19 protein-coding genes are annotated in these 19881 nt (G+C 64.2%); 12 read left to right on the top strand and 7 right to left on the bottom strand.

All coding sequences use genetic code 11. The features are described 5' to 3' along the window. Positions 1-19 precede the first annotated feature (19 nt). Together HBA99_RS19575 and HBA99_RS19570 are read right to left on the bottom strand one after the other, a co-directional pair. The gene (locus tag HBA99_RS19575; protein ID WP_070952076.1) at positions 20-1369 is read right to left on the bottom strand and encodes an oxygenase MpaB family protein; all 1350 of its coding nucleotides are present in this window, start codon (positions 1367-1369) and stop codon (positions 20-22) included. 96 nt (positions 1370-1465) lie between these two features. After that, complete coding sequence (locus HBA99_RS19570) at positions 1466-2824, bottom strand: oxygenase MpaB family protein (protein WP_070952077.1); 1359 nt, start codon at positions 2822-2824, stop codon at positions 1466-1468. Between the two features lie 113 nt (positions 2825-2937). Here HBA99_RS19570 and HBA99_RS19565 point away from each other — a divergent pair, with 113 nt between their 5' ends. Both HBA99_RS19565 and HBA99_RS19560 read left to right on the top strand, forming a co-directional pair. Further along, entirely contained in the window at positions 2938-3738 is an 801-nt protein-coding gene (locus HBA99_RS19565) for a hypothetical protein (RefSeq protein ID WP_109494272.1), read from the top strand. A 159-nt stretch (positions 3739-3897) separates the two neighbouring features. Continuing rightward, on the top strand, positions 3898-4719 hold the full coding sequence (locus HBA99_RS19560; protein WP_057967453.1) for a mycofactocin-coupled SDR family oxidoreductase: 822 nt from the start codon (positions 3898-3900) through the stop codon (positions 4717-4719). A 7-nt stretch (positions 4720-4726) separates the two neighbouring features. Here the strand turns inward: HBA99_RS19560 and HBA99_RS19555 are convergent, their stop codons facing one another. The 4 genes from HBA99_RS19555 to ddaH are packed head-to-tail and all read right to left on the bottom strand — an operon-like array spanning position 4727 to position 9204. Then, entirely contained in the window at positions 4727-5608 is an 882-nt protein-coding gene (locus tag HBA99_RS19555; protein ID WP_070952079.1) for a universal stress protein, read from the bottom strand. Next, positions 5605-7080: an APC family permease gene (locus HBA99_RS19550; protein ID WP_070922955.1), complete on the bottom strand. Its 1476-nt coding sequence runs from the start codon at positions 7078-7080 to the stop codon at positions 5605-5607. The genes HBA99_RS19555 and HBA99_RS19550 overlap by 4 nt, the downstream gene beginning before the upstream one ends. Positions 7081-7105: 25 nt before the next feature. Then, positions 7106-8326 carry an ornithine--oxo-acid transaminase gene (rocD, locus tag HBA99_RS19545; protein ID WP_081347743.1) on the bottom strand — a complete coding sequence of 407 codons (1221 nt, stop codon included), beginning with the start codon at positions 8324-8326 and terminating at the stop codon, positions 7106-7108. Positions 8327-8346: 20 nt separating this feature from the next. Further along, on the bottom strand, positions 8347-9204 hold the full coding sequence (gene ddaH / locus HBA99_RS19540) for a dimethylargininase (protein ID WP_109494274.1): 858 nt from the start codon (positions 9202-9204) through the stop codon (positions 8347-8349). Between the two features lie 135 nt (positions 9205-9339). Between ddaH and HBA99_RS19535 the strand changes: the two genes are divergently transcribed. Continuing rightward, positions 9340-9792, top strand: a complete 453-nt coding sequence (locus tag HBA99_RS19535) for an Rv2324 family transcriptional regulator (protein WP_070952081.1) — start codon at positions 9340-9342, stop codon at positions 9790-9792. A gap of 56 nt (positions 9793-9848) precedes the next feature. Then, entirely contained in the window at positions 9849-11039 is a 1191-nt protein-coding gene (locus tag HBA99_RS19530; RefSeq protein ID WP_057967455.1) for an NAD(P)/FAD-dependent oxidoreductase, read from the top strand. Positions 11040-11063: 24 nt separating this feature from the next. On the opposite strand, the gene mftR is transcribed toward HBA99_RS19530, so the two are convergent. Then, positions 11064-11660, bottom strand: coding sequence for a mycofactocin system transcriptional regulator (mftR, locus tag HBA99_RS19525; RefSeq protein ID WP_057967456.1), 597 nt, complete (start codon positions 11658-11660; stop codon positions 11064-11066). 103 nt (positions 11661-11763) lie between these two features. Here mftR and mftA point away from each other — a divergent pair, with 103 nt between their 5' ends. The 8 genes from mftA (at position 11764) to eat (ending at position 19876) form a co-directional block, all read left to right on the top strand. Then, entirely contained in the window at positions 11764-11868 is a 105-nt protein-coding gene (mftA, locus tag HBA99_RS19520; RefSeq protein WP_030096679.1) for a mycofactocin precursor MftA, read from the top strand. A 14-nt stretch (positions 11869-11882) separates the two neighbouring features. Further along, entirely contained in the window at positions 11883-12185 is a 303-nt protein-coding gene (gene mftB, locus HBA99_RS19515) for a mycofactocin biosynthesis chaperone MftB (RefSeq protein ID WP_057967457.1), read from the top strand. Then, on the top strand, positions 12185-13399 hold the full coding sequence (mftC, locus tag HBA99_RS19510) for a mycofactocin radical SAM maturase (protein WP_057967458.1): 1215 nt from the start codon (positions 12185-12187) through the stop codon (positions 13397-13399). The genes mftB and mftC overlap by 1 nt, the downstream gene beginning before the upstream one ends. Beyond that, complete coding sequence (gene mftD / locus HBA99_RS19505; protein ID WP_070922953.1) at positions 13400-14578, top strand: pre-mycofactocin synthase MftD; 1179 nt, start codon at positions 13400-13402, stop codon at positions 14576-14578. It abuts the gene before it with no gap. A 157-nt stretch (positions 14579-14735) separates the two neighbouring features. After that, complete coding sequence (gene mftE / locus HBA99_RS19500) at positions 14736-15482, top strand: mycofactocin biosynthesis peptidyl-dipeptidase MftE (RefSeq protein WP_057967460.1); 747 nt, start codon at positions 14736-14738, stop codon at positions 15480-15482. Continuing rightward, complete coding sequence (mftF, locus tag HBA99_RS19495) at positions 15479-16927, top strand: mycofactocin biosynthesis glycosyltransferase MftF (protein WP_081347686.1); 1449 nt, start codon at positions 15479-15481, stop codon at positions 16925-16927. Before mftE ends, mftF begins: the two co-directional genes overlap by 4 nt. Positions 16928-16935: 8 nt before the next feature. Beyond that, complete coding sequence (gene mftG / locus HBA99_RS19490; RefSeq protein ID WP_474200002.1) at positions 16936-18351, top strand: mycofactocin dehydrogenase MftG; 1416 nt, start codon at positions 16936-16938, stop codon at positions 18349-18351. Positions 18352-18412: 61 nt separating this feature from the next. Further along, complete coding sequence (gene eat / locus HBA99_RS19485) at positions 18413-19876, top strand: ethanolamine permease (protein WP_057967462.1); 1464 nt, start codon at positions 18413-18415, stop codon at positions 19874-19876. Positions 19877-19881 lie beyond the last annotated feature (5 nt).

Below are 19881 nucleotides of genomic sequence, written 5' to 3'. Positions count from 1 at the left end.
TCCCGCTCGGCGGAACTGGTCAGCGGGCGAAAGCGTGCCCGGAGGTGTTGTTGTCGTGCATCGTGTATGTCGACGCCACCTTGGCGCGCTTCTCGATCAATTCGGATAAAAGATTGTTCACCGCACTGGGATTGGGGTTGAAGGCATCCAGCCGGTGGCGCACCAAGCCGATTCCGGGCAGCCGGTCCAGCACCGCGGACGCGTTGGCATTGACCGTGGCGGCCCTGCTGAACAGCCAGCCCGAGAGCCGATGGTTGATGCCGTCAAAGGTTGTGCCCTGGAAGAATTCGTCCATTGCCGCGGGTCCCATCAGCATGGAGCCGGGTCCGGCGAGCACTTCCGCGAAGAGGCGCCGGACGGGTCCGGTACGCGCGCCGGACATGCCCGTGGCCAGTGCTTCGATCAGCTCGACGCGCCAGCGTGAGGCATCTCCGGAACGGGCCAGCAGGTAGTCGAGATTGCGCATGGCGTCGATGCCCGTGCGCGGCAGCAGGTCTTCGGTGACGCCGAACATCAGCGCCCATCGCAGCAGGTAATGCCATACGTCATCGATTTCCCTTAGCGTGCAAGATCTTCCGAGTCGGTAGTCGACAAGGAGCGCGCCGAGCATTGCCTCGATGAATCCGCACATGGACGCGTTGGAGATGGGAGCGCCGTATTCGGCGAAGTTGTCCTCGCCCCAGGCGCTGCGCAGGCCCCGCCGCGCCAGTGCGTGCACCAGACGAACGCGCATCGTCAGCTTGATCTGTTCGGAGCCGGGTACCAACCCGTCACGGTCGAAGATCATGGAGAAGAACCGATTCGTCTCTGCCAGCCGTTGGGCGCTCTGATAACGGAACCGGCCGGTGGCGCCGGTGGCTGCCGACACATCGGAGTTCATGACGGTGTCGAATACCGCGAAGGTCGCCATGACGGCGGTGGTTGCGGTGGTCACCTGGCGCGCCCGCAGCCGGCCCCGTTCCGCCTTGGCTGGATCCCACCATGGCGGCACGCGGTAGGCATCCGCGAACAGTGCACGCAGCGCCTCGGGAGGATCATCCAGGCTGTCGACGCCATGCTCGACGGCCTGTTCGAACAGTGCCCGGGCCTGAGCGGACCCGAGCTCGTGAAACAGCTCGGCGACGGCGTCCATCGGCTCGTCGCCCTGCCACATGTGATCGTCGAACAGGCGGGTCGCCGGGGTGGGGGTCACCTCGTCCTCGACGTCGAACCAGGGATCGAACAAATAGTGTCGGCAGTGGCGCCAGATCCACCCGAATTCGTTCTTGCCCTCGGGAATTGGGCGTAGATCCATGCCCGGCCGGAAGTAGTAGTCGAACGGGTGCGGATCGCCAGACAGTGGTTTGTCGACCACGGTGAGTTCGGGCATCCGGGCACCTCCTGGTTGTTGACGTCGACGTCATTGACAACGTGCATTGTCAATATTAGGCCGCGCGGGGAGAGCTCACAAGAGCGGACATCGCGGCTAGCTGGCGAAGGCATGCCCGGAGGTGTTGGTGTCGTGCATCGTGTAGGTGGAGCTGACCTTGTGGAGCCTCTCGAGAACGTTGAAGACCGGGTTGATGAGAAGGCTGGGGTTCGGTATCAGCCGTCCGTAGGTGATGCGGCGGATCCAGTTGATTCCTGGCAACCGATCGCGGATGGCGGCGGTATGCCCGCCGGCTGTCGCGACGGCTTTGACGATCGTGCCCGGGAGTCGATGGGGTATCCGTTCGAACTGGGTGTCGCGTAGGAATTCGTCCATCGCTTGCGATCCCATGAGAACCGAACCGGGACCGCCAATGACGGTCGAATACAGCAGGTCGCCTATTCGGTTCTGGAACCCGCCGGTAGTCAGCGAGGATAGGACTTCCACAAGTTCCACTCGCCATTTCGATGCTTCGCCGGATCGTGCCAGCAGGTAGTCGAGGTTGTGCATCGCCTCGATGCCAGACTTGGGGCACAAGGTCTCTGTCACGCCGAATAACAACGCCCATCGAGACATGTAGTGCCACACATCATCGATCTCCTTGAGTGTGCACGGTCGGCCGAATCGTTGGTCGAGCACCAATCCACCCAGCGCCCCGGCCTCGATGAATCCGCACATTGACGAGTTGGGAATCGGCGCACCAAATCTCGCATAGTTATCTGGACCCCATGCGGATCGAAGGCCCTTGCGGGCCAACGAATGTACAAGCCGCACGCGTAGGGTCAGCTTCATCTGTGGTGACCCGGGCCGCATGGCATCCCGATCGAACAGGGTGGCGAAGAACCTGCCGGTCTCGATCTGTCGTTGCGGACCCTGGTCGCGGAATCTTCCGGTGGCGCCTGTCGATGTCGAAACATCGGAGTTCATGACGGTGTCGAATACACCGAATGTGGCCATGATGAGGAAGGTGGGGACGGTGGTCCGATACAGCCGTTGTCGTCCACGTTCTGCCTTGGCGGGGTCCCACCATTCGGGCACTCGGTATGCGTCCTCCAGAAGGGCGCGCAGTTCGTCCGGCGGGTCGTCCAGGGAATCAATGCCATCGGTGATGGCCTGCTCGAACAGGGGGCGTGCGCGTGCCGAGCCCATCCGTTCGAACATGGCCACCACGGCATCCATCAGCTCGTCGCCTTGCCACATGTGATCGTCGAACAGGCGGGTCAGTGGCGTGGGGGTGACGTCGTCTTCGACGTCGAACCAGTTGTCGAACAGCACGTGTCGGCAGTGACGCCAGATCCAGCCGAACTCGTTCTTGCCCTCGGGAATTGGGCGTAGATCCATGCCCGGCCGGTGGTAGTAGTCGTACGGATGGGGATCGCGGGCCGACGGGCTGTCGACGGCGGTGAGCTTGGGCATGGTGAATGCCTCCTATCCGGCAATGTCGGCATCGTTGACAACATGTATTGCCAATATTAGGGGCTGGCTGGATCCCGCACAAGATGCCGCGCAGGTGGAGGATGATGAGCGCCATGAACGTGGTCGGACGCTTTCTGAAAATCCTGGCCTTCTCGTTGATCTGCGGGATCGTCGGGCCGATATTCATCGTGATGTATTACGTGATCGACCAACCCGCGACGAGTTGGATGCTGTACAGCGGCGTCGGTATCACCATTGGGATCGTGGTGTTGGCGTTCGTGCTGACGCTGGTCTTCACTCGAGCCGATGAGGCGCGTAAGCTGTTGGAGGCCAACGGAATTCTCGCGCTTGCCGACGTAATTGCGGCCAATGAGACCGGCATGAGGGTCAACGATCAGCCGGTCATCAAGCTGACGCTTCAGGTGCACGGGGACGGGATCGCCCCGTTCCGCGCCGAGACGAGGACCCGGGTGTCGGTGCTGCAGGTACCTGCCCTCTCGCGCGGCAAGCTCGTTGTGCTCGTCGCGCCCGGCACCGAGCAGTTTCAGATCGATTGGCAGCGCACCGCGTTACTCAGCGGTCAGGTACCGGCCAAGTTCACCAGCTCGTCGCAGGGCCGCGAGTATGACCTGACCGGCCAGGCCGGCCCACTCTTCGAGATCATGAAGGTTCTCAAGGCCAACGGCATTGGCACCGATGGAGTGGTGGACATCCGTTCTAATCCGGTTGTCCGCCAACAGATTGACGCCATTCTGCGCAAGACGGAGGGAGCTGAGCGGGCCTCGTCGGCCGAGCCTGGCCCCGGTGGCTCCGTATCCGACCGGCTTGCCGAGCTCGATCGGTTGAAGCTGGCATCACTGGTGTCCGAAGCGGAATACAACACCAAACGTGCGGAGATCCTCGCCGATCTCTAGGCCGATGGCGCGGCCCAGGGGATGGTGGCGTGCACCTCGATCGCCTTGCGGTGGTTCACGCTTCCTGATGACAGTGTTCATTTGTCCGCTGAGCGGTCCTGAATCTGGAACACGTTCTAGTGCTGCTGCTAGCCTGGCTTCAAGTGCAAAGGAGCAGACATGGCGGATCAGCCCTTGGCTGGAAAAGTGGCCTTCGTAACCGGAGCGGCTCGTGGGCAGGGACGGCAGCATGCCGTCCGGCTGGCCCAGGCGGGCGCGGACATCGTTGCGATCGACGTGTGTGCCCCCGTGTCGGAGTATGCGGGGTACGAGGCTGCGACACCGGAAGACCTCAAGGAAACGGTGCGGCTCGTGGAGGCTGCCGGGCGCAAGATCATCGCCGAGCAGGCCGATGTCCGCAACGGCGCGGCACTGCAGAGTGTGGTCGAGGAGGCCGTTGCCCAGTTCGGGCACATTGACATCCTCATCGCCAATGCTGGAGTGCTCAGCTGGGGCAGGTTGTGGGAGATGCCCGACCAGCAGTGGGAAGACGTCATCGACACCAACCTCACTGGCACCTGGAAGACCGTGAAAGCCGTTGTGCCGACGATGATCAAGGCCGGCAACGGCGGTTCGATCGTGATCGTCAGCTCGGTGTCCGGGCTCAAGGGCACTCCGGGTAACGGCGCCTATGTCGCCTCGAAGTTCGGCCTGACCGGACTCACCAAGTCGTTGACGATCGAACTGGCCGAGTACGGCATCCGGGTCAACTCGATCCATCCGTACGGGGTGACCACGCCGATGATCACCGGCGACGCCATGATGAAGTTACTGGCCGAACATCCCAATTATCTGCCGAGTATTGCGCCGATGCCGTTGTCGCCCACCAAGATGCTCGAGCCCGATGAGATCTCCGATGTGGTGGTGTGGCTGGCGGGCGACGCCTCCGGCACGTTGGCCGGTGCTCAGGTGCCCGTCGACAAGGGGCACCTGACCTACTGAGACAGCTCTAGCCCGGCATCACCACGACGGGAACCGGGCTGTGCCTGACGATCTTGGTTGCGCGGGACCCCAGGAAGACGCGGGCAACCGTGCTGTGGGGGCGGCTGCCGAGCACCAATAGCTCGCCGTCGAGCCACTCGGCGTTGTCCAAGGCGTCGTCCCAGCTGTCGCCGGTGACGACCTTGAGCTCGACCTCGGATTCGATCACTCCGTCCTGACGCAGTCCGGCCAGCGCCTCTTCGGACTGGGCGACCCAGCTGGCGAGCACCGCGTCCTCGGCCTCGGGGCCCACCCCGGCCGTCAGCATGGTGCGGCCGCGTACGGCGAAGGTGACCACGCGCAGCGGCGCGTGCAGACGTTGTGTCAGCCGAACCGCTTGGTGTACAACGTCAACCGCATCCTCTGTGCCCGGGTATCCGCAGGTGACCCGGCTGACCGTGCCGGCCTTCGAACCGCGGTAACCGCGGGGGCTGATGGCCAGGGGGACGGGGGAGGAGTGCAACAGCCGGTCCCCGGTCGAGCCCAGCACCACTTGCCCGAGGCTTCCTTCCGAGGCGGAGCCCACGACGAGTACATCCGCGTCAGAGTCCTCCACCGCTTCCAGCAGCCCGCCGGACACCGAGCGATGAGCCACGTTGTGGAATGTGACATCGATTCCGGCGCTGATCTTTTCAAGATACGCAGCGGCCTCGGACTTCGAATCGTCGGAGAGCTTCTGAGCCCATTGCGCGTACTCGGCGTCGATCTTGGCTTTCGACAGTGTGGTCCACGGCTTCGGTACCACGGTGGTGACTGTCAGGGAGGTCTCCAGAACGCGGGCAGATTCGACAGCCAGGTGCAGGGCGCCCTTGCCGCCCTTGCCCGAGAGATATCCGACGACGACGGTCATACCGGTTCCTTCTCGGGCAGTTCGGCTGGGTCGTTGGGTGCGTCGTTCAGCGCGCTGTGGTGCCGTCCCCACACCAGGTAGAACACCAGCACCACGGCAACCCATGACCCGAACGCGATCCAGGTGACCCAGGGCAGGCTGAACAGGATGTAGCCGCAGGCAATCACGGACAGAACCGGAGTGACCGGGTAGCCGGGAACACGGAAGGCGCGCGGCAGCTCGGGTTCTCGGATCCGCAGGATGATGACACCGATCGACACCACGATGAACGCGGTGAGGGTGCCGATCGACACCATGTTCGCGAGGCTGTTCAGCGGTACGAAGGCGGCCATGAGGCCCACGACGATCGCGACGATGATCGTGTTGTTCACCGGTGTCAGCGTGCGGGGATTGACCTGCGCGAAGACCGAGGGCAGCAGGCCGTCGCGGCCGATGGCGAACAGGATGCGGGTCTGGCCGTACATCGAGACCAGGGTGATCGAGAAGATCGAAATGACCGCGCCGACCGCGAGGAAGGTACTGGCAGAGGTACTTCCGGTGACCTTGTCCAGAATCAGGGCCAGGCCGGCGGACTGTCCCTCGAACTCCCGCCACGGCTGTGCGCCGAGTGCGGCAAGGGCGACCACGAGGTAGAAGGCGGTGACGATGAGGAGTGCGGCGATGAGCGCGCGCGGCATCGTGCGTTGCGGGTCCTTCACTTCCTCGCCGGCGGTGGACACCGTGTCCAACCCGACATAGGTGAAGAAGATCGTTCCGGCTGCGGCGCCGATACCGCTGACGCCGAACGGCGCGAAGTCGGAGAAGTTACCCGCCTGAAACGCGGTGAACGCGATGATCGCGAAGACCGTCAGAACGGCGAGTTTGAGCAGCACCATGACCGTGTTCACGAGCGCGGACTCACTGGTTCCACGGATGAGCAGGATCGCGCACATGACAATCAGGACCACGGCCGGCAGGTTGAGCCAGGCATGCGGCACTCCCGGATCGACGTTGTCCCAGGGGGCGGCGCTGATCGCGTGCGGCAGATGCGATCCGAAGACATTGACCAGAAGCTTGTCGAGGTACTGGCTCCAGCCCACCGCGACCGCGGCCGCTGATACGCCGTACTCCAGCAGCAGACAGGCGGCCACCACCATCGCTGCCAGCTCGCCCAACGTGGTGTACGCGTAGGAGAACGAGGAACCCGATACCGGTACCGCGGAGGCCAACTCGGCATAGCAGAGCGCTGCCAGTCCTGCGGCGAGACCAGCGACCAGGAACGAGGCCATCACCGCGGGGCCTGCCTTGGGCACGGATTCGGCCAAGATGAAGAAGATGCCGGTGCCCACCGTGGCGCCGACGCCGATCATGGTGAGTTGGAATGTCCCCATCGATTGCCTCAGATGCCCGCCGGCGCCGTGGGCAGTGGGAGCCCCCGACGTGGGACGGCGCCGCAGCAGCTGCTGGGCAAGGCTGGGTGACGAGGGTGCCATTGTGCCTCCTGGGGCCGGGCGAAACCTACCGGCTTTTGGCCAGCGCATCAGCGAACTGGCCTATTGCCCAATCGATTTCGTCCTCGGTGATGACAAGGGGTGGTGCAAACCGGAGAGTCGCGCCATGCGTGTCCTTCACTAAGACGCCACACTCTGCCATGCGCAGACTGATTTGTCTTCCGGTTGCCAGATTCGGATCGATGTCGACCCCGGCCCACAGCCCCAGTGAACGCACCTCGGTGACGCCGTGGCCGATCAGAGCATCCAGGCGTCGTCGCAGATGCCCACCGTGAACCGCCGCCCGCCGCTGGAACTCACCACGCTCGAGGATTGCCACGACTGTCGATCCGATGGCTGCGGCCAACGGATTTCCACCGAAGGTGGAGCCGTGTTCGCCTGGATGCAGCACGCCAAGCACGTCGACGTCGGCGACCACGGCGGAGACAGGGACCACGCCACCGCCCAGCGCCTTACCCAGTAGGTAGACGTCCGGGACCACGTTCCAGTGGTCACACGCGAACATCTTGCCGGTGCGCGCGAGCCCGGCCTGGATCTCGTCGGCGATGAACAGCACATTGTTCTCGGTGCACATTGCGCGGACCGCGGGCAGGTAGTCGTCGGGCGGAATGATGATGCCGGCCTCGCCCTGAACCGGTTCGAGCAGGACGGCGACGGTGTTGTCGTCGATCGCCCGTGCCAGCGCAGCGATGTCGCCGAACGGCACCATGCGGAAGCCGGGTGTGAACGGGCCAAATCCGCCGCGCGCCGTCTCGTCGGAGGAGAAACTTACGATGCTGATGGTCCGGCCGTGGAAGTTGTTGTGAGCCACCACGATGTTGGCCTGTCCGGCGGGCACTCCCTTGACGTCGGTGCCCCATTTACGGGCGACCTTGATGCCACTTTCCACCGCCTCGGCCCCGGTGTTCATCGGCAGCACCATGCCCTTGCCGCAGAGGCGGGCGAGGTCGCGACAGAACCTGCCGAGACGATCCGAATGAAATGCCCGGCTTACCAGGGTCACCGTGTCGAGCTGAGCGTGGGCGGCCGCGAGAATCTCGGGGTTGCCGTGGCCGAAGTTCACCGCCGAGTAGGCGGCCAGACAATCCAGATAGCGCTTGCCGTCCACGTCTTCGATCCACGCGCCCTCGGCGCGGTGGGCGACGACCGGTAGCGGCGCATAGTTGTGTGCGCCGTACTGCTCGGCCAACTCGATGTATTCGGCGCTCTTGTATGAGTCGGGTGACATGCCGGGGGCCTCCGTGACGGTCACGAGTGCAGCTCCAGCGTGCAGCATTTCACCGAACCGCCACCCTTGAGAAGCTCGGAGAGATCGATACCGATCGGTTCGAATCCGGCGGTGCGGAGTTGTTCGGCGAATCCGGTCGCGGTGGCGGGCAGCATGACGTGGCGACCGTCGGACACCGCGTTCATCCCGAGCACGTAGGCGTCGGTCGAGCTGGCGATGATCGCGTTGGGGTACATGAACTGCAGCCGGGCTTGCGAGGCCTCACTGAACGCCTGCGGGTAGTACGCCACGGTCTGCGGATCCAGTACGGCCAGCGCGGTATCCAGGTGATAGAACCGCGGATCGACGAGCTCCAGTGTTACCACGGGAATGTCGAGCATTCGCGCCACTTCCACATGAGACCGGACGTCGGTGCGGAAACCCGTGCCGGCCAACATGACGTCGCCCGCCAGCAGGAAGTCGCCCTGGCCCTCATTGGTGTACCGGGTATGCATGGCGCGCAGTCCGTGCACACGCATCCATTCGGCATGTGCGGCGGATTCGCCGGCGCGTTCGCGGTGGGTGAACCGTGCGACAACGGCGTTGCCCCGCAGCACGACTCCGCCGTTGGCCGCGTAGACCATGTCCGGTAGGCCCGCTACGGGAGGCAGGATGTCCACCGTGTGGCCCAGGCGTTCGTAGGTGGCGCGCAACGTATCCCACTGGGCGGTGGCCAACGTCGGATCGACCGGGTTGGATATGTCCATCCAGGGATTGATCGCGTATTCCACGGTGTAGTACGTCGGCGGCACCATCACGTAGTGACGCGTCGTCGGTGTTCTGTCTGGCTGTTGGATGGGGGAGCCGGCCGGGTGTCCACCCTCGTGCACAACGGTCATGCGCTGAGCGTAGGAGAGGCAATTTCCGCAATCAATCTCTATACGTTGTCTGAGTCACCGCGATTCATTGCGTCCAGGCTGTGAATTTGGCATTCTATTGCAGAACTGAGCAAGGTTGCCGGAGGAGGAACGTGAATGGCCGAGCTCGATGCCACCGATGAGCGGATTGTGACGCTGTTGATGCGCAATGCTCGGGCGACGTACGCCGAGATCGGTGAGGAGGTCAACCTGTCGGCCCCCGCGGTCAAGCGTCGTGTCGACCGGCTGGTTGCGACGGGGGTGATCAAGGGGTTCACCACCGTGGTGGATCGCGCTGCCGTGGGCTGGAACACCGAGGCCTACGTCCAGGTGTACTGCCAGGGCACCATCACGCCGGAAGCCTTGCGGCGGGCATGGATCGACATTCCCGAGGTCGTCAGTGCCGCGACGGTGACCGGAACCTCCGATGCGATGTTGCGGGTGCTGGCACGCGATATCCAGCACCTCGAGCGTGCGCTGGAACGCATCCGTGCCAGTGGGGACATCGACCGCACCGAGAGCATCGTGGTGCTTTCCAACCTGGTGGACCGGGCGCAGGTCCAGGGGTAAGAGGCAGGGGCGATAGGCCTGACATTGCCCGTGTCCAGTCGTGTAAGAAGAAACCCATGAGCGATGCGGATCGAGGGGTACTGATCATCGGCGGCGGGCTGGGGGCGGTACGAACCGCCGAACAGTTACGCCGCGCCGAGTTCTCCGGGCCGATCACCATCGTGAGCAGCGAGGCGCACTTGCCCTACGACCGTCCGCCGCTGTCCAAGGACGTCTTGCGGGACGCGGAGAAGACAATCGATGCGGTAGTGCTCAAGCCGCGAGAGTTTTACGACGAGAAGCAGATTGAGCTGCGACTCGGTGCCAAGGTGGTCGCGCTGGACCCTGCTGCCCGGACGGCCACGCTGGATGACGGCAGCACCCTGGAGTACGGAGAGGCCGTCATCGCGACCGGCCTCGTTCCCCGGCGTATCGCTGCCTTCCCCGAGCTGGACGGCATCCACGTCCTGCGCACCGCCGATGACAGCTTCGCGCTGCGAGGCGACGCCGAGAAGGCGCGGCGAGCGGTGGTGGTCGGGGCCGGATTCATCGGGTGTGAGGTCGCGTCCACATTGCGTGCCAACGGAGTTGATGTGGTTCTCGTCGAACCGCAACCGGCTCCGCTGCTGGCGGCGATCGGACAGCAGCTCGGCGACCTGGTTGCCCGGCTGCATCGCAATGAGGGCGTAGACGTTCGGGTGGGAGTAGGCGTAGACGCGGTCGAGGGAGACGGGCGGGTTCAGTCCGTCACCTTGTCCGACGGCACGCGCCTGGACTCCGATCTCGTCGTGCTGGGTATCGGGAGCCGGCCCGCCACGGACTGGTTGGACGGGTCGGGCGTCGAGGTGAACAACGGCGTGGTGTGCGATGCGGTGGGCCGTACCGGCACCCCGCATGTCTGGGCGTTGGGCGATGTCGCCGCGTGGGCGGATGCTGACGGCCGCCCCAGCCGGGTGGAGCATTGGAGCAATGTCGCCGATCAAGTCCGCGCGCTCGTACCCGCCTTACTCGGTCAAGAGCCGGCGGCGAATGCGGCTGCCGTGCCGTACTTTTGGAGCGATCAGTACGACGTGAAGATCCAGTCGCTCGGACATCTCGGCGACGCGGATACCGTGCATCTCATTTCCGATGACGGCCGGAAATTCCTGGCATATCTGGAGCGCGACGGTGTGCTCACCGGCGTCGTCGGCTGCGGGATGGCCGGCCCGGTGATGAAGATGCGGGCCAAGATCGCCGCGGGAACGCCCATCGCCGACGTGCTGGAGTAGCGCCTGTTCCTTGCGCCCGCGAGCTCAGTCCAGCCCGCGCAGGCCCACCTCTGCGGCATCGAGGCCCTTGCCGAGCAGTGTGGTGAGCGTGGCGGACTCGTCGGCGAGCCATTGTTCGTAAGCGGCGAGTGCCACTCCGAGCAGGGTCCAGGCAACGGTCTGCGGTAAGAGGGTGCCGGGATCGGTGCCGGTGCGTGCGGCCACGAACTGCGCGATGACGTCGCGCCAGCCGGTGTACATCAGCATCGAGTATGCCTGTAACGCAGGGACTTCCAAGATCAGCCGCATCCGCATGCGGTGGCGCGGGGTCTCATCGGCCGGAAAGTCGTTGAATGTCAGCAATGCCTGGCGCAGGGCCGTGCTGATATCCACCGTGTCCGGTGTCTTCTCCAGCAGTGCGCGCATCACCTCAAGGTGGGAGTCGAAGTCTCCCCACACGATTGCGTTCTTGGAGCTGTAGTAACGAAACACCGTACGCCGGGCGATACCGGCCGCTGCGGCGATGTCGTCGACGCTCACGTCGTCGAAGTTGCGCTGCGCGAACAGTGCCATGGCAACTGCGGTGATCTCATCCCGGGTTGTCGAAGGGCGCCGTCCCACGCGCGCCGGCTGCGCACTCATGCCGAGAACTGTGCCATTTCCTGCCACCCTCTTCCCTTTCTGCACTCGATGCCATTATTATCGTGATCGTTGCCACAGTCCAGACTCACAAGGGAGTGAACAGATGGCCGAGCCCACCACTGTCGCCGGACAGACCACCGACACCGAGTTGGTGCAGGAATCGCTGGTCGAAGAGGTGTCGATCGACGGGATGTGCGGCGTCTACTGAGACGCCCCACCTCGATGAGCGCCATGATTGACGAGGCGCCCTCCGGTTTCGATTGGACCCGGCCCTGGCAGTTGCACCCCCAGGTGTCGTTGCGCCCCGAGCCGTTTGGGGCGCTGCTCTACCACTTCGGCACCCGCAAGCTGTCCTTCCTGAAGAACCGCACCCTGCTGCAGATCGTGCAATCGCTTCCCGACCACACCAGCGCTGAGAATGCTTGGCGCGCCGCCGGTGTCGAAGACGGCCAGGCCGCTGCATACCAGCGGGCACTGGCCGTGCTGGCGGATTCGACGATGATCGTGACCCGAGAGGACGCTTGATGAGCGCTCCCGCTGTACCCCGCCTGGTGGATCAGTTCGAACAGGGACTGGATGCTCCCATCTGCCTCACCTGGGAACTGACCTACGCCTGCAACCTGTCCTGTGTGCACTGCCTGTCATCGTCGGGCAAGCGTGATCCGCGCGAGCTGTCCACCGCGCAGTGCAAGGGCATCATCGACGAGCTCGAACGCATGCAGGTGTTCTACGTGAACATTGGTGGCGGGGAACCCACTGTGCGCTCAGACTTTTGGGAGCTCGTCGACTATGCGACCGAGCACCATGTAGGGGTCAAGTTCTCGACCAACGGTGTGCGCATCACCGAGGAGGTGGCGGCGCGGCTGGCCGCGAGCGATTACGTCGATGTGCAGATCTCGCTGGACGGCGCGACCGCAGAGGTGAACGACGCCGTGCGCGGCGCGGGATCGTTCGCCATGGCGGTACGCGCGCTGGAGAATCTGGCTGCCGCCGGCTTCAAGGACGCCAAGATCTCGGTGGTGGTCACTCGTCACAACGTGGACCAGCTCGACGAGTTCGCGGATCTGGCGGCAAAATACGGTGCAACGCTGCGGATTACACGGTTGCGGCCTTCTGGGCGCGGTGCCGATGTGTGGGACGAACTGCACCCCACCCCTGCGCAGCAGCGTCAGTTGTACGACTGGCTGGTGCTCAATGGTGAGCGGGTGCTCACGGGTGATTCCTTCTTCCACCTGTCGGCGTACGGCGATGGCTCCGGTGGTTTGCCAGGCCTGAACATGTGCGGTGCTGGCCGGGTGGTGTGCCTGATCGATCCGGTCGGTGATGTCTACGCGTGCCCATTTGCCATCCACGATCGGTTCATGGCCGGAAATGTGGTGTCTGATGGTGGATTTGATGAGGTGTGGAAGCACTCACAGTTGTTCAACGAGTTGCGCGAGCCACAGTCCGCGGGCGCGTGCGGCAGCTGTGGACATTATGACAGCTGCCGGGGCGGCTGTATGGCGGCGAAGTTCTTTACCGGCTTGCCGATGGATGGACCCGACCCGGAATGCGTACAGGGCTACGGCGAGGCGGCCCTGGCCGCAGATCGCGTCGTGCCCAAACCCAGTGGGGACCATTCGCATTCGAAGGGTAAACGCAGCCCGGCCTCGGGCCCAGTTGCGCTGACCCTGACTCGCCGGCCCCCATCGCGCGCGTGCGACGAGAACCCCCTTTCCAACGTACGAGCAGGACGGTAGATGGCGCGCAACACATGGTTCGAAACGGTCGCGATTGCCCAGCAGCGGGCCAAGAAGCGGCTGCCGAAGTCCGTCTACAGCTCGCTGATCTCGGCCAGTGAGAAGGGGCTGACGGTCAGCGACAACGTCGAGGCGTTCGGGGAGCTTGGATTCGAGCCCCACGTCGTCGGCATTCAGCCGGACCGTGAACTGTCGACAACAGTGTTGGGGCAAGAGATTTCACTGCCGGTGATGATTTCGCCAACCGGCGTTCAGGCGGTGGATCCCGATGGTGAGGTGGCTGTGGCGCGGGCGGCCGCCGCGCGTGGAACCGCCATGGGGCTGTCGTCCTTTGCGAGCAAGCCCATCGAGGACGTGGTGGCTGCCAATCCGAAGACGCACTTTCAGATCTACTGGCTGGGCGGACGCGACGATGTGGCTCGGCGCATCCAGCGCGCGAAAGATGCTGGAGCGGTGGGGCTTATCGCCACCCTGGACTGGAGCTTCTCGCACGGTCGCGACTGGGGGAGCCCGTCCATACCCGAGAAGATGAACCTGCGGTCGATGATCCGGCTGGCGCCGGAAGTGGTGACCAAGCCCGGCTGGCTGTGGTCGTTCGGCAAGGGCATGAACATCCCGGACCTGCGGGTGCCGAACCAGGCGGCCCGCGGCGAGGCCGGCCCGCCGTTCTTCGACGCTTACGGGCAGTGGATGGGAACCCCGGCGCCCACCTGGGACGACGTGCGGTGGATGCGTGAGCAGTGGGACGGTCCGTTCATGCTCAAGGGTGTGATGCGCATCGATGACGCCAAACATGCTGTAGATTGCGGTGTTTCGGCGATATCGGTGTCTAATCACGGTGGTAACAACCTCGACGGAACACCTGCGTCGATTCGGGCATTGCCGGGCATCGCAGCGGCCGTCGGTGGTGATGTCGAGGTGCTGCTCGATGGTGGCATCCGGCGGGGCAGTGACGTCGTCAAGGCGTTGGCCCTTGGTGCCCGTGCGGTGATGATCGGACGCGCGTACCTCTGGGGCCTCGCGGCCGCCGGTCAGGCCGGTGTCGAGAACGTCCTGGACATCATGCGTGGCGGCATCGACTCGGCGCTGATGGGACTTGGCAAAAAGTCTGTGCACGAACTATCGCCAGATGATCTTTTGATCCCCGAGGGATTTGCTCGGGGCCTGGGGCGGCACTAGTTCAGCGCAGCGCGAATCGAACGCGGTGGCGGCGTCGTCGATGTGGCGGCAGGGACTGGCGTGACAATCGGTGCGAAATAGCGCCTAGCGCATAAGCCGACGGCCAGCAAGGATGTAAAGACCTCGATCGTGTGCGCCAACTTTGGATGCATTTGACGTGAATTCGGCCTACCATCGGCGGGTGGCTGTTCCGACTGTCTTGAGCACCGCCATCTCTCCGGAGCTCGCAGACGCGGCCATTACGCTGTTCACTCCGCTCGGCTCAACCGAGCAGCACGGGCCGCACTTGCCGCTGGACACCGACACCCGCATTGCCAACGCTGTGGCTACCGCGGCGGCCGGGGAGCTGGCGGCCGATACGGGTCAGGGTCGGACCGCTCTCGCCCCGGCCATCGCGTACGGATCCAGCGGAGAACATCAATCCTTCGCTGGAACGATCTCGATCGGGACCGAGGCGCTGACTCAGGTCCTGGTTGAGTACGCCCGGTCAGCCACACAGTGGTGCCGGCGCATCGTCTTCGTGAACGGTCACGGCGGGAATATCGAGGCGACGGTCTCCGCAGTGCGGCTGCTGCGTTCCGAGGGGCGCGATATCGCATGGTGGGCATGTGCGGTCGAAGGCGGCGACGCTCATGCCGGACACGTGGAAACGTCTCTACTGCTACATATTTCACCGGAGAACGTGCGTCGTGAGGAAGTGCTCGCCGGAAATTCGGCACCGCTGCGCGAACTGATGGCGCCTATGCGTGCGGGCGGAGTAGCGGCGGTGAGCGCCATCGGTGTGCTCGGAGATCCGACCACCGCCAGCAGCCAGGAAGGCGCACGGATGCTCGCGACGATGACTCGACAATGCGCCGACGCGGTGCGCCGTTGGACACCCGACGCGGACGGGCGGCTGGTATGACCACCAGTGACGAGCCGGCGCAGGGCGTGTCCGCACCGCACGGACGGTTACCCGACGGATTCGCGGTACAGGTGGATCGGCGCGTTCGCGTTCTCGACGAGGGCTCGGCGCTACTGGGTGGCTCCCCAACCCGGCTGCTGCGATTGGCTCCGGCCGCGCGGACCCTGCTTTCCGGTGGACGGCTCGAGGTCCGTGACGCGACCAGCGCGCAGCTTGCCCGGACGCTGTTGGATGCGACCGTCGCTCACCCCCGGCCCACGGGTGGGCCCGGATATCGAGACGTGACCGTCGTTATTCCTTGCCTTAACAATGGATTTGGCCTTCGTCGGCTGCTACGGGCGTTACGCGGGATGCGCGTGATCGTCATCGACGACGGTTCCACCATTCCGATCCTGGAGTGCGATCTGGAGGGCATGCACTGTGACGTGACGGTGGTACGTCACGAAGAGAGTCAGGGCCCGGCAGCGGCCCGCAATACCGGGCTGAAGCTGGCGACCACGGATTTCGTCGCCTTCCTTGACTCGGATGTGGTGCCCAGGCGCGGCTGGCTGGAGGCACTGTTGGGGCATTTCAGTGATCCGGCTGTTGCTCTGGTTGCCCCTCGGATTGTGGGATTAGTCTTGAGCGACAACGCGATTGCTCGCTATGAGGCGGTCAGGTCCTCGTTGGACCTCGGCCTTCGTGAGGCGCCCGTCGTTCCGTACGGCCCGGTGTCGTATGTCCCCAGTGCGGCGATCGTGGTTCGCCGGGCCGCGATAGACGATATCGGTGGGTTCGACGAATCGCTGCGATGCGGTGAAGACGTGGATCTGTGCTGGCGGCTGATCGAGGCGGGGTCTCGGCTTCGGTACGAACCGGTGTCCCATGTGGCTCATGATCATCGACTGACACTTCGAGAATGGTTTGCGCGCAAAGCATTTTATGGAATGAGCGCTGCGCCGCTGTCGACGCGTCACCCCGACAAGGTGGCGCCGATGGTCATCTCGCGATGGACACTGCTGGTGTGGATTCTGGCGGCGGTGGGTTCTGGGATGGGCTATCTGGCCGCGGCGGGCATGGCCGCGCTCGCGGCCGGGCGTGTCGCGCGGACATTGCGGGGAGTGGACACCCCGCCGCGTGACGTCCTTCGGGTGGCCACCCAGGGTGTGGGCGGTGCTGCGTTGCAGATCGCGTCCGCGTTGTGCCGCCATTACTGGCCATTGGCGTTGGTGGCCGCCGCACTCTCGCGGCGCAGTCGCCAAGTGCTCGTGGTGGCCGCCATCGTTGACGGCGTGGTGGATTGGATGAAGCGCAACGACAACTCGGCGTCTCCCGATGATCGCATCGGCCTGCTCGAGTACGTATTGCTGAAGCGTCTTGACGACATCGCCTACGGGATTGGCTTGTGGTCGGGGATCGTGCAGGAGCGCGATCTCGGTGCGCTTCGACCGGAATTACGGCCCTGAGTAGGCCGATCCACGCGGATGCGCTCATCGTGGGCGCGGGCAGCGCGGGTTCGATTCTGGCCAGCCGCCTTTCTGAAGACCCGTCGTTTCGTGTGGTGCTGGTCGAGGCCGGGCCGGCGGCCTCGGCGGACGAGGACGGTGTGCGCGACGGGTACCGTCTGCCGATCGGCCCGGACAGTCAGATAGCCACCTACTACTGGGCCACGTTGACATCCACCGGTGATCAGGCCGAGTTGGTGCGCGGATCGGTGGTGGGTGGCTCCGGCGCGATCAACGGCGGTTACTTCGTGCGGGGCCGGCCCACGGATTTCGATGGATGGTCGGTGCCGGGGTGGGACTGGGTGGATGTGCGTGATGACTTTCGCGCGATGGAGACTGATCGTGACTTTCGGGATGATCCGCTACACGGCTCATCGGGACCCATACCGATCGGGCGCAGGCACGAACAGAGTGCCGCGGGAAGAGAACTGGCGGATCTCGCCGTCAAAGCCGGCTATCCGGCGGTGGCAGACCTCAACGGCAAGGCCGGTGTCGGGGTGGGATTGGTGCCACTCAACATCGACAGCGGCATGCGGATCGGGCCGGCGCGTGCGTATCTGGAGGGAGCGGGCTGGCGCCCCAATCTCGCGGTGTACTCCGGTACTCGTGTATTGCGGGTGCTGTGTGGTGGCGGGCGTGCCACCGGGGTGCAGGTGGCGGTGGGGAGCTCGGTGCGAACTCTGACCGCTGATCGAATCATATTGAGCGCGGGTGCGATTGAGAGCGCCAAGCTGCTACTGCTCTCCGGGGTGGGACCGGCCGATGACCTGCGCGCGGTGGGGGTCGAGCCCATTGTCGACCTACCCGGTGTGGGGACCCGCGTGATGGACCACGCGGAGTGGGTGCTCGACACCGGCGATGGTGGGCAGCCGGGGTACCCCGTACTGGACACCGTCTTGCACACCGACCGTCAGATGGGTCTCGAGATACGCCCGTACACAATAGGATTCGCTGCCATGGCAGGTGCTCAGGTGAATGGCGCCGATGCCAGGCAGATCGGCGTAGCGTTGATGACCCCGAGGTGCCGGGGTCGAGTCGAATTACGTTCGGCCGATCCTGCAGCGCCGGTGTACATCGACTTGAGGTACGACAGCGAGACCGCCGATATGGATCGCTTGCGGGACGGAGTCCGTCTGGTGTCCGAGCTGTACGGTCGGCGGTTCGGTGGTCCGCGGTGGTCCACATCGCAACATCTGTGCGCGACCGCACCCATGGGTAATGACGAGGACAAGTACGCGGTCGTCGACAAGTACTGTCGTGTCAGGGGAATCGACGGGCTCTTCGTCATCGACGGGTCGATCATGCCGACCATTCCGAGCCGCGGACCGGCGGCCACAATTGCGATGATCGGGCATCGAGCGGCCCAGTTTGTTGCGTGGTCGTAACGAGGATGCGAATCTTGGCGTCTACCGCACACGAGCACGCCATCGGCCGCACAATTGGACGATGTCAACTCCCGATGACACCGTCAGTCCACATCCGGAGGCCGCGCACGATCATGCGGGTGTCCAATCGCATCTCGAGGGTGCCGACTACCTCGCGCGGCGGCAGCTGAGGTCGGGGACCGCCGGCTGGGTGCTACTGGCCGGGCTCGGCGTGAGCTACGTGATCTCCGGCGATTACGCGGGCTGGAACACCGGCCTGAGCAAGGGAGGTTTCGGTGGCATGGCCATCGCGGCGGTAGTCATCGCCGCGATGTATCTGTCGATGGTGCTCAGCATGGCAGAGATGTCGTCGGCGCTACCCACCGCGGGTGGTGGTTACACCTTCGCCCGGCGTGCCCTGGGCCCATGGGGTGGATTCGCAACCGGGACGGCGATTCTCATTGAGTACGCGATAGCTCCGGCCGCCATTGCCACGTTCATCGGAAGTTACGTCCAATCACTGCATCTGTTCGGGCTCAAGGACGGATGGTGGATCTACCTGGCTGTGTATGCGATCTTCATAGGGATTCATCTCAGTGGTGCGGGCGAGGCGCTCAGGACGATGTTCATCATCACCGGGATCGCGCTCGTAGGCCTGATCACCTTTGCGATCGGCGCCGTCGGCCGATTCGACGCGAAGAACCTGACCAACATTCCTGTGGATGAAACAGCAGCGGGCGCATCGGCATTACTGCCCTACGGGTATTTGGGAATCTGGGCGGCGGTGCCGTTCGCGATCTGGTTGTTCCTGGCGATCGAGGGCGTGCCGCTTGCGGCCGAGGAAGCGCGAGATCCCGCGAAGAACATCCCACGCGGCATCGTGATGGCGATGCTGGTGCTTGTTGTCACCGGGACGGTCGTGCTGTTCCTGGTGCCCGGCGCGGGCGGTGCCGAGGCGATGGGACAGTCGGGTAATCCCTTGGTCGAGGCGCTGGGAACCACCACGGTCGCCAAGGCGGTCAACTACATCGGGCTGGCCGGCCTCATCGCCAGCTTCTTCTCGATCGTGTACGCCTACAGCCGGCAGACCTTTGCGTTGTCCCGTGCCGGTTATCTGCCGACCCGGCTATCGGTCACCAACAGCCGCAAGGCTCCCGTGCTGGCATTGATCGTGCCGGGAGTCATCGGATTCCTCTTGTCGCTCAGTGGCAAAGGCGCGATGTTGCTCAACATGGCGGTTTTCGGTGCGGCGCTGAGCTATGTGCTGATGATGGTCAGTCACATTGTGCTGCGTGTTCGCGAGCCCGAGATGCAGCGGCCGTACCGAACCCCAGGCGGCATCGCCACCAGCGGGTTCGCACTGGTGATCGCGTGTGCGGCGGTAGTGGCGACTTTCATCGTCGATACCACCGCGGCTTTTGCCACGTTCGGGGTGTTCATCCTGTTTATGGCGTACTTTGGGCTCTATAGCCGACACCACTTGGTCGCCAACTCCCCGGACGAAGAGTTCGCGGCGCTTGCAGAAGCCGAGAACGAATTGAAATAGGCATA

Origin of the sequence: Mycobacteroides chelonae, assembly GCF_016767715.1 — a bacterium.
GTDB classification, from domain to species: Bacteria; Actinomycetota; Actinomycetes; order Mycobacteriales; family Mycobacteriaceae; genus Mycobacterium; species Mycobacterium gwanakae.
The sequence above is the reverse complement of the archived record's forward strand: the minus strand, read 5'-3'. Positions and strand labels throughout refer to the sequence as shown.